General features: G+C 66.2%; 13 protein-coding genes. 2 read left to right on the forward strand and 11 right to left on the reverse strand.

Annotated features, from left to right (window positions below; genetic code table 11):
• Positions 1-4: 4 nt before the first annotated feature.
• The 3 genes from QFZ91_RS09280 to QFZ91_RS09290 form a co-directional block, all read right to left on the reverse strand.
• A complete protein-coding gene (locus tag QFZ91_RS09280) occupies positions 5-469 on the reverse strand; it encodes a hypothetical protein (RefSeq protein WP_429567058.1) in 465 nt (154 codons plus the stop codon).
• Positions 470-546: 77 nt separating this feature from the next.
• Positions 547-1,110 (reverse strand): peroxiredoxin, encoded by a 564-nt coding sequence (locus QFZ91_RS09285; protein ID WP_429567059.1) that lies wholly within the window; start codon positions 1,108-1,110, stop codon positions 547-549.
• 171 nt (positions 1,111-1,281) lie between these two features.
• Complete coding sequence (locus QFZ91_RS09290; protein ID WP_429567060.1) at positions 1,282-2,583, reverse strand: EAL and HDOD domain-containing protein; 1,302 nt, start codon at positions 2,581-2,583, stop codon at positions 1,282-1,284.
• A gap of 354 nt (positions 2,584-2,937) precedes the next feature.
• On the opposite strand from QFZ91_RS09290, the gene QFZ91_RS09295 reads away from it, so the two are divergent.
• Together QFZ91_RS09295 and QFZ91_RS09300 are read left to right on the forward strand one after the other, a co-directional pair.
• Complete coding sequence (locus QFZ91_RS09295; protein WP_429567061.1) at positions 2,938-4,752, forward strand: putative bifunctional diguanylate cyclase/phosphodiesterase; 1,815 nt, start codon at positions 2,938-2,940, stop codon at positions 4,750-4,752.
• A gap of 95 nt (positions 4,753-4,847) precedes the next feature.
• Positions 4,848-6,305 (forward strand): HDOD domain-containing protein, encoded by a 1,458-nt coding sequence (locus QFZ91_RS09300; protein WP_176120073.1) that lies wholly within the window; start codon positions 4,848-4,850, stop codon positions 6,303-6,305.
• 98 nt (positions 6,306-6,403) lie between these two features.
• Here the strand turns inward: QFZ91_RS09300 and QFZ91_RS09305 are convergent, their stop codons facing one another.
• The 8 genes from QFZ91_RS09305 to QFZ91_RS09340 form a co-directional block, all read right to left on the reverse strand.
• A complete protein-coding gene (locus QFZ91_RS09305; protein ID WP_429567062.1) occupies positions 6,404-7,780 on the reverse strand; it encodes an EAL and HDOD domain-containing protein in 1,377 nt (458 codons plus the stop codon).
• Between the two features lie 250 nt (positions 7,781-8,030).
• Positions 8,031-8,825 carry an ABC transporter substrate-binding protein gene (locus QFZ91_RS09310; RefSeq protein ID WP_176378033.1) on the reverse strand — a complete coding sequence of 265 codons (795 nt, stop codon included), beginning with the start codon at positions 8,823-8,825 and terminating at the stop codon, positions 8,031-8,033.
• Between the two features lie 146 nt (positions 8,826-8,971).
• Positions 8,972-10,045, reverse strand: a complete 1,074-nt coding sequence (astE, locus tag QFZ91_RS09315) for a succinylglutamate desuccinylase (protein ID WP_429567063.1) — start codon at positions 10,043-10,045, stop codon at positions 8,972-8,974.
• Positions 10,029-11,369, reverse strand: a complete 1,341-nt coding sequence (gene astB, locus QFZ91_RS09320) for an N-succinylarginine dihydrolase (RefSeq protein ID WP_429568613.1) — start codon at positions 11,367-11,369, stop codon at positions 10,029-10,031. The genes astE and astB overlap by 17 nt, the downstream gene beginning before the upstream one ends.
• A gap of 12 nt (positions 11,370-11,381) precedes the next feature.
• Positions 11,382-12,845, reverse strand: a complete 1,464-nt coding sequence (astD, locus tag QFZ91_RS09325; protein WP_184225577.1) for a succinylglutamate-semialdehyde dehydrogenase — start codon at positions 12,843-12,845, stop codon at positions 11,382-11,384.
• A 2-nt stretch (positions 12,846-12,847) separates the two neighbouring features.
• Complete coding sequence (astA, locus tag QFZ91_RS09330; RefSeq protein ID WP_176108957.1) at positions 12,848-13,885, reverse strand: arginine N-succinyltransferase; 1,038 nt, start codon at positions 13,883-13,885, stop codon at positions 12,848-12,850.
• Positions 13,882-14,934: an arginine/ornithine succinyltransferase subunit alpha gene (gene aruF, locus QFZ91_RS09335; RefSeq protein WP_176120079.1), complete on the reverse strand. Its 1,053-nt coding sequence runs from the start codon at positions 14,932-14,934 to the stop codon at positions 13,882-13,884. The genes astA and aruF overlap by 4 nt, the downstream gene beginning before the upstream one ends.
• Positions 14,935-15,001: 67 nt before the next feature.
• Complete coding sequence (locus QFZ91_RS09340) at positions 15,002-16,237, reverse strand: aspartate aminotransferase family protein (protein WP_176365734.1); 1,236 nt, start codon at positions 16,235-16,237, stop codon at positions 15,002-15,004.
• Between the last annotated feature and the right edge of the window lie 193 nt (positions 16,238-16,430).

Raw genomic sequence — 16,430 nt, forward strand, 5'->3', positions numbered from 1 at the left:
GCGCTCACAGCTTCTGCTCGATGGCCAGCGAGAAAATCCGCTGCCATCGGCGCGCCACCCGCTCGTTCGACATCGGCACGAGCCACTCGCCGCGCCGTGCGTCCTTGACCTTCACGGCGAGCCGCGCCTGCCCGTCGCGGCCTTGTGCTTCGGCGCCGAGCAGATCCGCGAAGATATACGCACCCTGCTCGTCGCCGACGCGAATCTCGCAGAGCCGCTTGCCCGCCGCGAGCCGCACCAATCCCCAACTGCCCTTCAGTTCGTGCGTCCAGTCGCCGTCGCGCACGTTCGGCGCGACTTCGCGGCGCCGCTGCCGCCAGTAAGCGAGCGCACCGGCAATCAGCAACGCAACCAGGACCGCCACGCTTTCCGCCACCGCCAGCCCGAAACTGGCCCGCAGCGCATCGAAGGCGCGTACCGCGCCGTACCCCAGCGCGACCAGCGCAATCAACGCAACGAGAATCGGCATCGCAAGCTCATCCGGTAAATGCGTTTAGCCTGGCACGGGCGTGACACTAGCAATGCGCGATGCCGCGCGCGGCCCCTTCACTGCCCCTTGTGCGCGGCAGCCCATTCCTTGAGCGCGTTCAGCGTGTTCTCGACATGCTTGTCGGGCTGCAGGCTCGTGTACTCGTAGATGATCTTGCCTTCGGGCGAGATCACGTATGACACGCGATTCGCCATGCCGGCCTTCATCGGCATGGCCGCGTCGTATGCGTCGATCACCTTCGCGTCGGCGTCGGCCGCGACCGGGAATTTGCTGCGGCATTCGCTGACCGAGAACTTCGTCAGCGTATCGATGTTGTCGTGCGATACGCCGATCACCGTCGCACCGTACTTCTTGTATTCGTCGACCGCATCGGCGAACTCGTGCGCCTCGATCGTGCAGCCCTTCGTGAACGCGGCCGGATAGAAGTACAGCACGACCGGCCCCTTCTTCAGCTGATCGGCCAGCGAATACGTGTAGGTCTTGCCGCCGAGCGAGGCCTCGGCGGTGAACGCCGGCGCCGTATCGCCGGGCTTCAGGGTTGCCGAGGCGAGCGGCGAATGCATTGCGAATCCGAACGCGATGACGGCGGCCAATACCGCCGGTATGTGTTTTGTCTTCATCTGCTCCTCCATGCGTGAGCGCACGCAGTTGATCCCGTCCATCGAAGACAGCTTCGGCCGGCGTCACAGGCCGCCGCTGAACGTTCTATTGGACCACGGATGCGCACGCGGCGTCGGTCGCCGCCAGGACCACAAGCCAATCGAAAGGATGCGGCGCGCGGGCCCGGCGCATCAAGCGTCCGGCTCCGCCACGTGCGCGCCGAACCACGCCGCCGCCGACAGGTTCAGCTGCGACAGCACCTCGGGCGTCAGCGCGTGGAAGCCCGCGGCCGTCGCGACCGGCGCCGCGTCGCCGCCCTCGCCCGCGACCTCGGCGATCAGCAGCAGCGCGCCCAGATCGCCCTTGCGCGCGACGATCGCCTCGCGGATCTGCGGCGCGAGGCCGAGCTTTTCGAGCACCGCGTCCGGGGTGCTGTCGAGCACGATATGCACCAGCGAGAAAATCCCGGTCATGAACGCGGCATCGGCGAATTCGCCGTCGGCCGGACGCAGCCAGTTCGCGGCAAGCTCCATGAAGCGCGAGCGCGTCGCGGCGAGTTGCACGAGCGGATCGGCGCGCCACGGCAGGTCGCCGGTATCCGCGTACAGCAGCAGTTGCGCCCAGCGCGCGATCTGCCGCGTGCCGGTCGCGATGATCGCCTCGCGCAGCGACGCGATATTGCGCCCGAGGCCGAACGCGCTCGAATTGACGAGCCGCAGCAGTTGCACGACCACGCCCGGATTGACCTTCAGCTCCGCCTCGAGCTCGACGATGCCGGCGTCGCGCGACAGCAGCGCGAGCAACCGCAATAGGCCCGGCCGCAGCGAGCGGTTGCGCGGCGCGGCCAGCACCTGCGGCCGCGCGAAGAAGTAGCCCTGAAACAGATCGAAGCCGAGTTCGTGCGCGAGCGCGAAGTCCTCGCGCGATTCGACCTTCTCGGCAAGCAGCGTCTTGCCGTAGCCGCGCAAGGCCGACGCGAGCTCGGCGACCTTGCGGCGCGGCGTTTGCAGGAGGTCGATCTTGACGATGTCGGCGTACGGCAGCATCGCCCTCAGCTCGTCGGTCAGGTCGTGCACGTCGTCGAGCGCGACCTGGAAGCCGGCGCAGTGCAGTTCGTCGAGCCGACGTGCGAGCGAAGCGTCGTAACGCACGGTTTCGAGGATTTCGAGCACGAAGCGCTCGGGCGGCATCAGATGGACGATGTCGCTAAAGAGCAGCGCGCGGTCGATATTGACGAAGCCGCGATGCTGGCCGAGCACGGCCGGCACGCCGATTCCGCCGATCGTGCGCGCGACCACCTGCGCGGTGGCCTGCGCGTCGTCGCTGATTTCGGCGTAGTTATAAGTGCCGGCGCGGAATAGCAGCTCGTACGCGTGAAGCGCCCCATCGCGATCCAGAATCGGCTGGCGGCCGACGTAGACATACTGCGGGACCGCGTCCAGGTCCCCGCGCTCAGGATAGCCGGCCGACGCGCCGGCGACGACATCACGCACCTCGGCGTCCCGCGGGACGGGCCGTGCGGCGCTGGCGGACCTGATGACGGAGCGTTCGAAGATGGATCATCGGTGCAAGGTTCGGAAAGTCTACGCAGCGCGACGCCATCAGCGTCGCCAAATTAAGGGAGATTCGCCGTATTAACGGCCGCGAATTGGCGTCACTTTAACCGAATCGTCCCGGCGACTGAACCGCGCGTCTCCTTACCGGATGTTTTTCTCCGCGCGCCGCTAAAGATTTCCCCGCTTGCGTCGTTATCTCGTTCTGATAGGGCGGGCTGCTATCTCCCGGCCGCCCGGACCGGCGGACAAGCAGCTCCGCCCGCGGACGAACCCAGGTTGCCAGCGACGAACATGGAAGCGAACACGATCACCGCGCCCCGCCGGGGCTCCTTGCGCACGGTCATCGACCGGCTGCGGGCGTTCGGCCGGCGCGAGGACGACGACCGGCCGAGCAGCGCCAACCGCCCGCCTCCACTGGAACAGGTGGTCGGCGCGGTCGACCTGCTAGCGCACGTCGACGATGCGTTGCGCTTCGTCTACGTGTCCGACGCGAGCCTGCGCTTCATCGGCTATCACCGCGAATACCTGAAAACCGCGACGCTGCACGATCTGGTCGCGCCCGCCGACGTGCCGCGCCTCGATGCGCTGCTCAAGCAGGCGGCGGCCTCGGGCAACGTCGAGAAAGCGACGCTCGGGCTCGTCAAGTCGCTGACCTATCCGATCACGGTCGAACTGCGGGTCGTGCGCAGCAACCACGACGGCGTCGATGGCTACGCGATCGCCGGCTTCGACGTGTCGTCGTGGCGCGCCACCGAAGAGCGGCTGACCCAGGCGCTGCATCTGGACCGGCTGACCAGTCTGCCGAACCAGTCGGGTCTGGTGCACGCGCTGCTCGACGCACAACAGAAGGCCGACGCGCACGGCACGCCGGTCGCGCTGCTGCTGCTCGATCTCGACGACTATCAGCGGGTGAACCGCGCGCTCGGCTACGACGCCGGCGACGAGATGCTGCGCGACACCTCGCGGCGCCTGTTGAACATGACGAGCCCGAACGAAACGATCGCGCGCGTCGCCAGCGACGAATTCGCGATCCTCGTGAAGCCGGCCGCGAGCCGCACCGACGCGGCGGCCGCCGCCGAAGCGCTGGCGCGGCGTCTGTTGACCGCGATCCAGCAACCGTATGTTTTCAAGGGTCAGCAGGTCCACCTGTCGGCCAGCATCGGCATCGCGCTCTACCCGGACGTGCGCCACGCCAACGACACCGGCGGCCACGACACGCACCTGCTGCGCTGGGCCGACCACGCGCTGTTGCAGGCAAAGGCCGCGGGCGGCAACACGCTCGCGTTCTACGTGCCCGACGACAACCCGGCCGACGCCGAGCGTCTGAAACTCGAGGCCGACCTCTACGACGGCGTACGCAACGGCGAGTTTTCGCTACACTTCCAGCCGATCACGAGCAGCCGCACGCGGGGCGTGGTCGGTGTCGAGGCGTTGATCCGCTGGACGCATCCGGTGCACGGCCTCGTGCCGCCGTCGATGTTCATTCCGCTCGCGGAGTCGATCGGGCTCATCAACTTCCTCGGCAACTGGGTGATGAAGGTCGCGTGCATGCAGCTGATCCAGTGGGACGCGAAGGGCATTCCGCTGCAGTACGTGGCCGTCAACGTGTCGCCGCAGCAGTTTCGCGATCCGCGCTTCAAGGACTCGGTGCGCGAGGCGATCGAGCTGACCGGCATCGATCCGCGCCGGCTCGTGTTCGAGATCACCGAAAGTCTGCTGATGCACGACCCGGCGCACGCGAAGGGCTTGCTCGAAGACCTGACCGCGATGGGCATCCGCTTCGCCGTCGACGACTTCGGCACCGGCTATTCGAGCCTCGCGTACCTGCAGCGCTTTCCGCTCGCGAAGCTGAAGATCGACCGGAGTTTCGTCGAGAATCTGCTAACCTCGCGAAACGATCAGGCAATCGTTAGCGCGGTCGTCGGCCTTGCGCAGACGCTCGATCTCGAACTGGTTGCCGAGGGCGTCGAAACGGAAGCGCAGCGCACCCTGCTCACCGAGATGGGCTGCGATCACATTCAGGGCTGGCTCGTCTGCAAGGCGCTGCCGTCCGAAGAGCTCGCGCAGCGCTTCGAAACGCGCGAGCTTCAGCTGCACGGCGCATAACGGGCGATGCGGACACGACGCCCTGGCAGCGCAACAAGCCGGCTTGCGACCGGCACGGCATTCACTGGAACACGTATGGCATTTGCGGGACACACATGGTAAAGGCGGCAGTGCTCGACCGGCTCTGGACGCGAATGAGCGAGCGCGGCGATTTCCCTATGCTGTCGCAATCGCTGCGCACCACCATGGCGGCAGTGACCAACGACGACCTCGACTTCACCGGCCTCGTGCAAGTGGTGCTGTCGGACTTCGCGCTCACGCAGAAGGTGCTCCGGCTTGCGAACTCGGCGATGTACATGGCGTTCGGCGGCAATATCACGACCGTGTCGCGCGCGCTGATGGTGCTCGGCATGGATGCAGTCGGTCACCTCGTAGTCGGTCTGAAAATCGTCGATCACTTTCATCAAAGCGCGCCGCGCCGGATCGACGCGAAACTCGAATTGAACCGCACGCTGCTGTCGGGGTGCGTCGCGCGCAAGCTGACCGAGCGCGGCGACCTGCGCGCCGGCGAGGAAGCGGTGGTCTGCACGCTGATGCGGCAGATCGGCAAGCTGCTGGTCGTGTTCTATCTCGACGCCGAATGGGATCAGATTCGCCGCCATATCGACGGCGGCGCACTCGAAGCCGATGCGTGCGTGCTCGTGCTCGGCGTCACCTTCGATGAAATCGGCGCCGAAGCCGCGGTGCGCTGGCGCCTGCCCGACACGATTCGCTCCGGCATGGGCGAGTTCGATCCGGAAGACGTGACGCAACCGCGCCAGGTGCAGTGGCTGCGCGCGATCACCAACTACTCGACCGCCGTCGCCGACGTGCTCACGCAGCAGAACATGCCCGAGGGGGAACGCGAGGCGCGCATCGGCGAGCTTGCGCACGAGTACGGCAGCGCGCTGAACACCGACCCCGAAGTGCTGCTGCAGATGAGCGTCGCGCTCGCGCGCGAGGATGGCGGCGACAGCGTGATGCGCGAAATCGTCGAGCTGCGCGCCAATGCCGATGCGATCGCGCGCGAGGCGCTCACGCCCGAAGCGCGCATCGAGGTCGGGGTGAAGGATCTGCGCGACCTGCCCGAAGGCAGCCCGCTCGCGCCGGCGCTCGCGATGGCCGCCGAGACCGTGCTCGCGGCGCTCGGCTTCGCGCGCACCGTGGTCTACGTCAAGCATAGCAACGGCACGTTCAGGGCGCGCATCGGCTTCGGGCCGAAGATCGACGCGGCGCTGCCGAAGCTCGCGTTCAGCACCGCGTTCGAGCCCGATGTGTTTCATCTCGCGATCGCGAACTCGGTTGGCATCTTCATCGAGAATGCGCGCGATCCGAAGATGGTCGCGCGGCTGCCCGAGTGGTTCCGGCGCTCGTTCGACGACGCGCGCGCGTTCGTGCTGCTGCCGATCATCGACGAAACCGATCAGACCGTCGCGCTGCTCTACGGCGACTGGTCGCATACGCAGGAGGCGCGCCGCATCTCACAGAAGGAGATGGGCGTGCTCAACGAACTGGCAAAGGAGTTAGGACGTTTTTTCGGCCAGGGGCAGATGCGGGAAATGGAGACGATGTGAAGACCTGGCGTGATCGCTGATCACTCTGCTTCACTTGATTCTTTCCGTGTTTGCCCGAAAACGATTTTATCCGGGCATCTGTGGGGCTTTCACCCCACTCAATCCTCGATCCGCTCCAGTCCTTCCGCGCTGCGATCTGCGACACCGGCCCATGCGCCGGCCGCGAGACCCATCTGCGCGACCTCTTCCAGCGTCAACGGCGCAAGACGTTCGGATAGCGTGGCGACGCGCTCCCATGCGCCGACTTCGAGCGCCTCGACCGCGCTCAGCAGCAGGCCCAGCCTGCCCTCGCGATGCAGGATCGCGGCCTGGATCGGCCGCGACAGCGTGAGGATGTTCAGCGTTTTTTCGAGCGAGCCACCGAACACCGCATCGACGAACGAAAACACGCCGGTCAGGAAGGCCGCGTCGGCTTCGTCGCGGCCCGCTTCGGGCATGCGTTCGATCGCGAGCTCCATGAAGCGCGCGCGCGTGGCCGCGAGTTGCAGCAGAGGGTCGTCTTCGAGCGCGACCTTGCGGCCGTCGGCGTAGAGCAGCAGCTGCGTCCAGCGCGCGATGCGATCGGTGCCCGTCGCGTTGATCGCGTCGCGCAGCGTCGTCACCTTGTGACCGACCGCGAGACCGCTCGAATTCGCGAGCTTCATCAGATGCATGACGAGCACCGGATTCAGCTTCAGCTCGGCTTCGAGCTGCGCGACCGTCGGGTCGCCCGCGAGCAGTTGCAGCAGATTGAGCAGCGCGTGGCGCGGCGCGCTGACGCTGCGACTCGATGCGCTTTGCGCCCGCGCGAAGTAATAGCCCTGAAAGCGGTCGAAGCCGAGCTCATGCGCCGTTTCGAAGTCGGCCTGCGCATCGACACCCGATGCGAGCAGCAGTTTGCCCGCCGACTTCAGCACGCTCGCGAGCTTCGGCAACAGCGCGCGCGGCGTGCGCGGGACGTCGATCTTGACGACTTCGGCGTACGGCAGCAGCTTCGCGAAAGTCTCGTTGGGCTGTGTGACGTCGTCGAGCGCGAAGCGATAGCGGCGGCCATGCAGATACACGAGACGCGCGATCAACTCGTCATCGACTTCGAGCGATGAAGGCAGCTCGAGCATGAAGCGCTCGGCGGGCAGTCGCAGGATCGCGTCGTCGAGCAGCAGCTCGCGGCTCACGTCGACGTAGGCCGAATGGCCAGTCAGCGCGCCTCGTACGTCGCTTTGCACGAGCCCGCGCACGATCGCGCGCGCCACGCGCTGCACCGGCGTAGGCGCGCGACCCGGCAACGTGTCCGCGTCGGGATGAAGATCGGTATGGGTTCGTGGGGCGCTGAGGTCCGCGTCGGCGAGCTGCAGCTCGGGCGCACGCACCTTGATCTCGTAACCGCACAGCATGCCGTCCCGATTCAGAATGGGCTGCCGCGCGTAGCTGGCGATGAGCGACGCGTCGTCGGTCGTGCCGCCGTGGCTCAGAGTCTCGATTGCGATGGTGGTCATTCCAGTCCCCCGCTCGGCGCCGCTGGCGCCTGGCCGCTATGTTCTGTTTTTTCGCTGCACGTAAGCGCGTTTCTGTGACGTTGGAAGCTCGTCGACGCGCGGCAACGTGCGTCGCAATTTTATCGCAGCGTGATTGGCCACGAACAGGCTTACAAGGCAATATCTCGAAATATTTGTTGAACGTTTGCGACCCGCGTGCAAAAAGCAAAACGGCCGCATCAGCGGCCGTTTTGCACATTTCGATGCAGCGTTACTTCAGCACGACTTTCACGTCGAAGTATTTGGCGGCGAGGCGGTCGATCGTGCCATCGGCCTTCAGTTCCTTCAACGCGCCGTTCAGCGCATCCTTGAGCGCCTTGTCGTTCTTGCGCACACCGTAGCCGACACCCGCGCCGAGCAGCTTGTCGTCGCTCACGGCCGGACCGGCGAACTCGAAGCCCGCGCCCTGCGGTTTCTTCAGAAAGCCCTTCGATGCCGCTTCGGCGTCCTGGAACGACGCGTCGAGACGACCCGACGCGAGGTCCGCGTAAATCTGGTCCTGGGTCTGATACGGCACGACATCGACACCGGCCGGCGCCCAGCGCGCCTTCGCATAGGTTTCCTGGATCGTGCCCTGCAGCACGCCGACGTGCTTGCCCTTCAGCGATGCGGGCGTCGGCTGCAGAGCGCTGCCCTTCTTCGCGATCATCTGATTCGGGATCGTGTAGATCGGATCCGTGAAGTCGATCGCCTGGCGACGCTGGTCGGTGATCGTCATGTCCGAGTTGATCGCGCTGAACTTGCGCGCCTCGAGCGCCGGGATCAGGCCGTCGAACGAATTCTCGACCCACACGCATTTGGCCTTCAGCTTCGCGCACACGGCATTGCCGACGTCGATATCGAAGCCCTGCAGCTCGCCCGCGGGCGACTTGGATTCGAACGGCGCATACGAAGCCTCGACGCCGAAGCGCACTTCCTTGATCTCAGCCGCCGACGCGGTGCCTGCCGTCAAGGCCGCCGTCGCGAACAGCGCGAGCGCGGCCAGGTTGGGCCAATTCTTCTTCATTACGGGTGTTCCTTTACGGTGTTGACTGAAACTGAGCCGATTCGGCGCGCACAGGCGGATTACGCCGGCCGCGCTTCGGACTCGCGCGGCCGGCGTAACCGGTAGATGCGTCAGCCGCGAAGCCCGCGATTGTACACGGGACCTGTCTAGACAAGCTTGGGCAGCGTCTCGGCGGTGGTATCGACGACGAGCAGACCGGCGCGCAGGCCGGGCTTGACCGCCGGGTTCGGAAACACGATGCGCTCTTCGTCGCGCTGGACCGTGTATCGATAGTCGCCGTCGCGCGCGAGCAGGGTGCCCTTGGCGAGCGGCGTGAAGTTCGGCACGTCGGGCGCGAGCAGCAGTTCGAATGCGTCGCTTTGCTTGGTCAGCTGATCGACGACGGTGAACACGCGCGGCAGCGCAGCTTGCGCGTCGCCTCGTGCGTTCATTCGCGTGCCGGCGAGCAGCGCGCGCACCGCGAGATCCGCGCCCTCGAAGCGCGTCAGGTCGTTCTGGCCGAACGGCCGCACCTTGCCGAGTTCGAGCGTGCACGCATCTGCGCCGCACGCTTGCGCGGTGAAGTGCGAATAGGTGTTGCCCTTCGTCGTGTGCAGCAGCACCGCACTGATGCGCGCGTCGCCGAGCCATTCGAACATCGCGCGCGAAAAGGGCTTGCCGGTATGCGGCAACAGCGCGAAGCGCTCGAATACCGACGCGCGGATCGCTGTATGCATGTCGATATGCCAGCGCGCGCCGGGCGCGTCGGACGCGTCCGCGAAAAAGCGCGTCGCGGCCTGTTCGAGCGCGGCCGCGCGCGGCGCTTCGTGACTGTGCGGCAGTTGCAGATGACGGCCGCTGAACAGCCGGTTCAGATCGTCGTCGCGATAGCGGCCGCCGTCGCGCATCGCATCGATGTTGCCGAGAATCACGAGCAGCCGGCAGGCGAGCGCCGCGCGGCCCTGTGCGATATCGGCGACGATGCGCGACAGCAGTTCGATCGGCGCGGTCTCGTCGCCATGCACGCCGGCCGAGACGAGGACACTGCGGACGCCGCCCGCATGCTGCTGCGCGGGCTCGATGACGAGCACGCCGTCGCCCTGCCACGTCCAGCGCACACCGTTCGCACACGTGCCTTGCGCGTGATGCGCGGCAGGCCGCGAACCCGCGAGCGTCCACGCGAGAAAATCGTCGAGCATCGCGCTCGGGGCGGAGATCGCGTAATCAGCGCTGGAAGTCATACAGCGAGCCCAGAGCGAGGATTTGCGTCAGCTCATCGAGCGCGCTGCGCGATTCGACCAGCAGTTGCGGATCGCTGAGATCGGCCGGCGCGAGCCGATCGCGATAGTGCTTTTCGATCCACGCATCGAGTCGGCCGAACAGCGTGTCGTCGATCCACACGCCCGGCGCGACCGCCGCGCGCTCGGTGTCGTCGAGTACAACGCGCAGGCGCAGACAGGCGGGGCCGCCACCGTTCTTCATGCTCTCGCGCAGATCGAACACGAGCACTTCGTCGATCGGACCGCTGTGCGAAGTCAGCTCATCCAGGTACGCGGCGACGCGCGGATTTTCGCGGCACTCCTGCGGCACGACCAGCACCTGCTTGCCATCGGGCCGAGTCAGCAGCTGGCTGTTGAACAGATACGACGTCACCGCATCGGCGACGCTGACCTGCGCGTCGGGCACTTCGATCACGTTAAAGCCCGCGTGAAGGCTCGCTAGCTTCGAGCGCAACTCGTCGTACACCGCTTGCTGATCGACGAACGCGAGCTGATGGCAGAACAGCGTGTTGCGATTGCCGACCGCGATCACGTCGTTATGGAACACGCCCGCGTCGATCACTTCCGGGTTCTGCTGCGCATAGACGGTCGCCGCGTCCTGCAAGCCATGACGATGCGCGACCGCGCGGCTCGCCTCGAACGTCTGACGCGCCGGATAGCGCTTCGGCTCCGGCCCGCGACGATACTCGCTGCGGCCATACACGAAGAATTCGACGCCGCGCGCCCGGTATTGCTCGCAAAAGCGCGTGTGATTCGCCGCGCCCTCGTCGCCGAGCGCGGGCGTGCCGGGCAGCGCCTCGTGCACCACGAAGCGGTCGGTGTCGCTGAACATCGCCCGCAGCGTGCGGCGCGTCGATTCATGCTCGATCGCGCGATGCAGCTTGCTGCACAGATTGGCCGGCGTGAAATGCACGCGGCCGTCGTGCGTATCCGCGGACGGGCTCACCGTCGCCGCGTTCGCGGTCCACATCGCGGATGCTGAACTCGCCGCCGCGAGCAGTTCGGGCGCGTTCTTCGCGACCCGCTCGATCACCGAAGCGTCGTCGCCGGAAAAACCGAGCTCGCGCAACAGCCGCATCGACGGACGCTCCTGCGGCGGCAGCACGCCCTGATGAAAGCCGAGGTCCGCCAACTGCTTCATCTTGCGCAGACCCTGGCGCGCCGCGGCCTTCGGATTCGCGACCGACTTCTCGTTACTCTGCGACGCGACGTTGCCGAACGACAGGCCCGCGTAGTTGTGAGTCGGGCCGACCAGGCCGTCGAAATTGGCTTCAGTGGCTTGCAGCATCGTCGATCCTTAGAATTGAAGACCCGGCGAGACGCTCGCGGGCATGTTCAGTTGCGCGCTTTCGACAGAGGCCATCGGGTACGCGCAGTAATCGGCCGCATAGTACGCGCTCGGCCGATGATTACCCGAGCGGCCTGGCCCGCCGAACGGCGCGCCCGACGAAGCGCCATTGGTCGGCCGGTTCCAGTTGACGATGCCCGCGCGAATCGTGCGCTGGAAATGCGTCCACAGCGCTTCGTCGTCGGCGAGCAGGCCCGCGGACAGACCGAACTGCGTATCGTTCGCCTGTTCGAGCGCGTCGTCGAAGTTGCGGTAGCGGATGATCTGCGCGAGCGGGCCGAAGTGCTCCTCGTCGGGCAGGTCCTTCACGTCGGTCACGTCGAGAATCGCGGGCGTCACGAAGCCGAGTTGCGGATCGCGCTGCTCCATCTTCAACAGTGCCTTCGCGCCGCTCGCGAGCAGACGTTGCTGCGCGCTGATCAAACGCGAGGCCGCGCGCGCCGACACCACCGCGCCCATGAACGGCTGCGGCTCGGCGTTGTATTCGCCGACGCCGATGCGCGCGGTGACTTCCGTCAGGCGCGCGAGGAAACGCTCGCCGAACGCATCGTCGGGCACGAAGATGCGGCGCGCGCACGTGCAGCGCTGCCCCGCCGACAGAAACGCCGATTGAATCGTGTGATGCACGGCGGCGTCGAGGTCAGCGACCGGGCCGATCACGAGCGGGTTGTTGCCGCCCATTTCGAGCGCGAGCACGATCTCTGGACGGCCGCCGAACTGTTTGTGCAGCAATGTTCCCGTATCCGAACTACCGGTAAAGAAGAGTCCATCGATCTGCCGGTGATTCGCGAGCGCGACGCCGGTGTCCTTCTCACCCTGCACCAGATTCAGCACGCCGGCGGGCAGCCCCGCATCGCGCCAGATTTGCACCGTGAGCGCCGCGACGCCGGGCGCGAGTTCGGACGGCTTGAACACGACCGCGTTACCGGCGATCAGCGCGGGCACGATATGCCCGTTCGGCAGATGGCCCGGGAAGTTGTACGGCCCGAACACCGCCACCACGCCATGCGGACGATGCCGCAGCACGGCGGTGCCGTCCGCCATCGCCGTGCGCTTTTCGCCGGTGCGCTCGTTGTACGACTGGATCGAGATCTCGACCTTCGCGGCCATCGACGCCGCTTCGGTGCGCGCTTCCCACAGCGGCTTGCCTGTCTCGCGGCCGATCGCTTCGGCGAGCGCTTCCTTGCGCTCGGTCACGAGCGCGGCGAAGCGGCGCACCACCGCGCAACGCGCGTCGAGCGACAGCGCCGACCATGCGGCGAATGCGCGGCGCGCGCTGCGTACCGCGCGATCGACGTCGTCCGCCGATGCGCTATTGCCTTGCCACACCACCGCGCCCGTGCCGGGATTGTGCGATGCGAATACCGGTCCTGTGCCGGCGACCCATTCGCCGGCGATGAAAAGCTCGCTCATGATCATCCTTGTTTGTGTTTCACCGGCAGCACCCGCAGCGGATCGCCTGCCTTTACCCGAAGCGCGTCGGCTTCGGCCGCGCTGAGGCGGAACACACCGTTGCGCGCCACGCCCGCCACGACGCCGACGCGAAAATCGCCGAGCGACGTATTCGATACCATCGACTTCAGTCCGTCCTGCGCGGCCGGCTCTGCCGCGTCGCCGATCTCAGCCGCGACCAGCACGCTCTCGCGCACGGTGCGCAAGTCGGCGATATGGCATTCGAGCACCGGACCCGCATCGAAAATATCGACGTGGTTCTCGTAGCGCAGCCCTTCGGCTTCGAGCATCCGGCGCGCGGGGATCGTGTCGCTATGCGTGAGGCCGACGCAGCGCTGCGCCTCTTCCGGCAACAGCTCGACGTACACCGGATAGCGCGGCATCAGCTCGGCGAGAAACGCCTTGCGGCCGTGCGAGCTCAGATAGTCGGCGGCGTTGAAATCGATCTGGTAAAAGTGCGAGCCGACCGCGCGCCAGAACGGCGACGTGCCCTGCTCGTCGAAATGGCCGCGCAGCTCCGCGCACAGACGCTGCGGAAAGCGCTCGCGAAACTGCGCGAGAAACATGAAGCGCGAGCGCGACAGCAAGCCGCCGACGCCGCTCGTGCGATAGCGCGGGCTCAGGAACAGCGAGCACACTTCCGCATAACCGGTGAGGTCGTGCGAGATATTCAGCGCGTGCATGCGGGTCCAGATGCCGAGATCCTGGCTCGCGTGCACGACCGTGCTCACGCGATAGTTGTAGAACGGCTGCTGCAGCCCCACCTCCGCTTCGATCCCGCAGACACCCGCCACGTCGCCGGTGGCCGTGTCTTCCATCACGAAGAAATAGCCGGCCTCGTGCGGCTCGGCCCGATCTTCCATCGTGCGGCGCGCGCGTTCCACCCGCGCCGCGAGCGCATCGCGATCCGGCTTGAACGTGGTCAGGCCCGGCCCGGTTTCCTGCGCGAGCCTCATCAGCGCATCCACATCGCCTCGTTGCACTACGCGAACGACGATCATTGCGCGTCTCCCGATTGTTCGTCCTGCGGCTGATGCAGCGGCACGCAGCGCACCGTATCGCCTTCCCGTACCCCGAGCGCGGCGAGCGCCGCCGGCGACAACGCGGCGCCCGACTCCTTGCCCGGCGCGAGCTCGCCGAGCACGCAACGGAACTCGCCGGCGGCGCCGTTGTGCGCGATCAGGTACGTTGCACCGTGCGGCGCCGGTGCCTCGCGCACGACGCGCGTCTCGTTGTGCTTCACGCTGACACTGCGATCCATCTGCGCGGTCAGCACAGGACCCGCGTCGAAGATGTCGACGTAGCGATCGGTCTCGAAGCCTTCCTCGAGATGAATCTCATACGCGAGCAGCGCGTTCGCATCCGGCTCGCCCAGCACGCGCTGCGCCGCTTCGGGCAACAGCGGCACATACACGGGATAGGTCGGCATCACTTCGGCGATGAACGTGCGGCTGCGGCCGCCCGATTCGACTTCGATGTCGGCGAAATTGCGGCCGAAGAACTTGCGGCCCACCGCTTCCCAGAACGGCGACATGCCGTTTTCGTCGGTGACGCCGAGCAGCAGCGAGAACACCTCGGGCGTGAAGCGCTTGCGATTCGCGGCGATGTACATCATCCGCGCGCGCGACATCAGCTGCGCGGCCGCGTCGCCGCGCAGCGACGGGTCGATGTAGTAGCCCGCGAGCCGGCTCTTGCCGGTCAGCTCGTGCGACATCGTCAGCGCGTGAATCTTGCGATTCACATGCAGCTCGCGCGACGCATGAATCAGCGCGTCATTGCGAAACACGTAGAACGGGTCCGCGTAACCGGCCGCCGCGACGATGCTCGCGGTGCCCATCAGCTTGCCGGTGTCCGAATCTTCGAGCACGAACAGATAGAACTCCTCGCCCGGAAAGTCGACCTCCGCGCGAAACGAGTCTTCCGACAACGCGACGCGCGCTTCGAGCGCGCGCCGGTCGTGCGGCAGGGAATGCAGCACCGGTTGCGCGGTGCGCGCCATATGCTCGAGCGCATCGAGATCGGCAAGGCGGGCGGGACGTACGAAGTACATCATCGTTCCTGTTGAATGTGACGCGTGAATCGCCGCATCGGCGTGGGCGTGCGGAGCTGTCCGAACATCAATGCGACGCCGCCTGCGCATTCGCGCCGACGAGTTCGCCGAACGCCTTCTCGAGACGCGCGAAGCCTTCGGCCATATCGTCGAGCGGCATGATCAGCGACGGCACGAAGCGCAGCACGTCCGGGCCTGCCATCAGCATGATCACGCCGTGCTGGCCGGCCGCGGTGACGAAGTCCTTCGCGCGTCCCCGATACGCGTCGTTCAGTTCGGCGCCGATCAGCAGACCCTTGCCGCGCACTTCGCTGAAAAGCCCTAACCGCTGGTTCAACTTCGCGAGATGGCCTTTCAGCACTTCGCTGCGCGAGCGCACGCCTTCTAGCAGCTTCGGGTCGCTGACGAGTTCGACCACTTTTTCGGCGATCGCCGAGCCGAGAGGATTGCCGCCGTAGGTCGTGCCGTGCACGCCGACCTTGAAGTGCGCGGCGAGCTCTTTGGTGGTCAGCATCGCGCCGATCGGGAAGCCGTTGCCGAGCGCCTTAGCGGTGGTCAGGATGTCGGGCGTCACGCCGGTGTCCTGATACGCGTAGAAGAAGCCGCTGCGGCCCACGCCGGTTTGCACTTCGTCGAAAATCAGCACCGCGTTGTGCTGATCGCACGCTTCGCGCAGTGCTTTGAGGAACGCCGGATCCGCCGGGATCACGCCGCCCTCGCCCTGGATCGGCTCGACGATCACCGCGCAGGTCTGCGCGCCGATCGCCTTCTTCGCCGCTGCGATGTCGTTGTACGGCAGATGCGTGATGCCGGCCGGCACCGGGCCGAAGCCTTCCGAATATTTCGGCTGGCCGCCGACGCTGACGGTAAACAGCGTGCGGCCGTGGAACGACTGCGTAAACGAAATGATTTCGTCTTTCTGCGCGCCGTAGCGGTCGAACGCGACGCGGCGCGCCAGCTTCAACGCGGCCTCGTTCGCTTCGGCGCCCGAGTTTGCGAAGAACGCGCGGTCGGCGAACGTGAGGCTTTCGAGGCGCTTCGCGAGTCGCAGCACCGGTTCGTTCGTGTAGCCATTGCCGATGTGCCACAGCTTGCTGCCCTGCTCATGCAGTACCTTCATTAGCTCCGGATGCGCATGACCGAGCGCGGTGACGGCGATGCCGCCGGCGAAGTCGATATAGTCGCGGCCTTGCGTGTCCCACACGCGCGAGCCGAGACCGCGATCCGGTACGAAGGCGGCGGGGGCAAACACCGGCACCATGACTTCGTCGAAGGTCTGGCGTGTCACAGTCAGGTCGTTCATGGCTAATCCTTTTACGGGTGACAGGTAATACAGCTAGTGTAGGAAACCGTGCGCGGCGCGTCTTGCGCATACGCGACGCTTTCTATGAGGTTCCGCGCGTCGTCGCGCCACGGCGGGTGCGGCGGGCACTTTTCGAGCAGGCGTCTCGTTCGTACTCTGTGAGCGGTTCGTGTCGGGTTTGTGTCGCGCTCGT

The sequence above is a fragment of the Paraburkholderia sp. JPY419 genome, from assembly GCF_050435705.1.
GTDB lineage: Bacteria > Pseudomonadota > Gammaproteobacteria > Burkholderiales > Burkholderiaceae > Paraburkholderia > Paraburkholderia youngii.

Bases quoted from the DNA above. Each gene is read 5' to 3' on its own strand.
- QFZ91_RS09280 (WP_429567058.1), bottom strand. From the start codon at position 469: ATGCCGATTCTCGTTGCGTTGATTGCGCTGGTCGCGCTGGGGTACGGC.
- QFZ91_RS09310 (WP_176378033.1), bottom strand. From the start codon at position 8,825: ATGAAGAAGAATTGGCCCAACCTGGCCGCGCTCGCGCTGTTCGCGACG.
- QFZ91_RS09295 (WP_429567061.1), top strand. From the start codon at position 2,938: ATGGAAGCGAACACGATCACCGCGCCCCGCCGGGGCTCCTTGCGCACG.
- QFZ91_RS09285 (WP_429567059.1), bottom strand. From the start codon at position 1,110: ATGAAGACAAAACACATACCGGCGGTATTGGCCGCCGTCATCGCGTTC.
- astD (WP_184225577.1), bottom strand. From the start codon at position 12,845: ATGAGCGAGCTTTTCATCGCCGGCGAATGGGTCGCCGGCACAGGACCG.
- aruF (WP_176120079.1), bottom strand. From the start codon at position 14,934: ATGTACTTCGTACGTCCCGCCCGCCTTGCCGATCTCGATGCGCTCGAG.
- QFZ91_RS09340 (WP_176365734.1), bottom strand. From the start codon at position 16,237: ATGAACGACCTGACTGTGACACGCCAGACCTTCGACGAAGTCATGGTG.
- astA (WP_176108957.1), bottom strand. From the start codon at position 13,885: ATGATCGTCGTTCGCGTAGTGCAACGAGGCGATGTGGATGCGCTGATG.
- QFZ91_RS09300 (WP_176120073.1), top strand. From the start codon at position 4,848: ATGGTAAAGGCGGCAGTGCTCGACCGGCTCTGGACGCGAATGAGCGAG.
- QFZ91_RS09305 (WP_429567062.1), bottom strand. From the start codon at position 7,780: ATGACCACCATCGCAATCGAGACTCTGAGCCACGGCGGCACGACCGAC.
- astE (WP_429567063.1), bottom strand. From the start codon at position 10,045: ATGACTTCCAGCGCTGATTACGCGATCTCCGCCCCGAGCGCGATGCTC.